Here is a 369-nt window from a genome sequence, read left to right on the forward strand (position 1 = left end):
GAACTTGGTCGAATTGATGTTCGTCTAAAGATGGACGGTGATAAAGTCTCAGTTCAGTTGGTGCCATCGTCTGCGGTGGGTCGTGAGATGATTTCACAAACAATCGACAAGTTGCGTATTGAATTATCATCGGCTTACGGTGAAGTGAATGTGTCGCTAGGTGAGTCCTCTCACGATCAGTCAGGTGGTTCGCAATCGTCCTTAGAGGGTGAAGGCTTGTTCATGGCTGACTCATCATTGAGTGCCGGTGGGGAGCAATCTACACAGTCTAGTGAGAGTCAATCTCGCTCGTCATCACTTGGGACGGCATAGCGCTGTAGTATCTAAATGAAGTCCTCACTACCAAATTCAGTAATAAAAGTGAATGTC

General features: G+C 46.6%; 1 protein-coding gene. It reads left to right on the forward strand.

What is annotated here, in order from left to right:
• The coding region (locus AB4585_RS28540) for a flagellar hook-length control protein FliK (protein WP_372172143.1) at positions 1-312 on the forward strand (312 nt) is incomplete at its 5' end.
• Positions 313-369 lie beyond the last annotated feature (57 nt).

It is taken from the genome of Vibrio sp. 10N.222.49.C9 (assembly GCF_041474985.1).
GTDB lineage: Bacteria > Pseudomonadota > Gammaproteobacteria > Enterobacterales > Vibrionaceae > Vibrio > Vibrio crassostreae_C.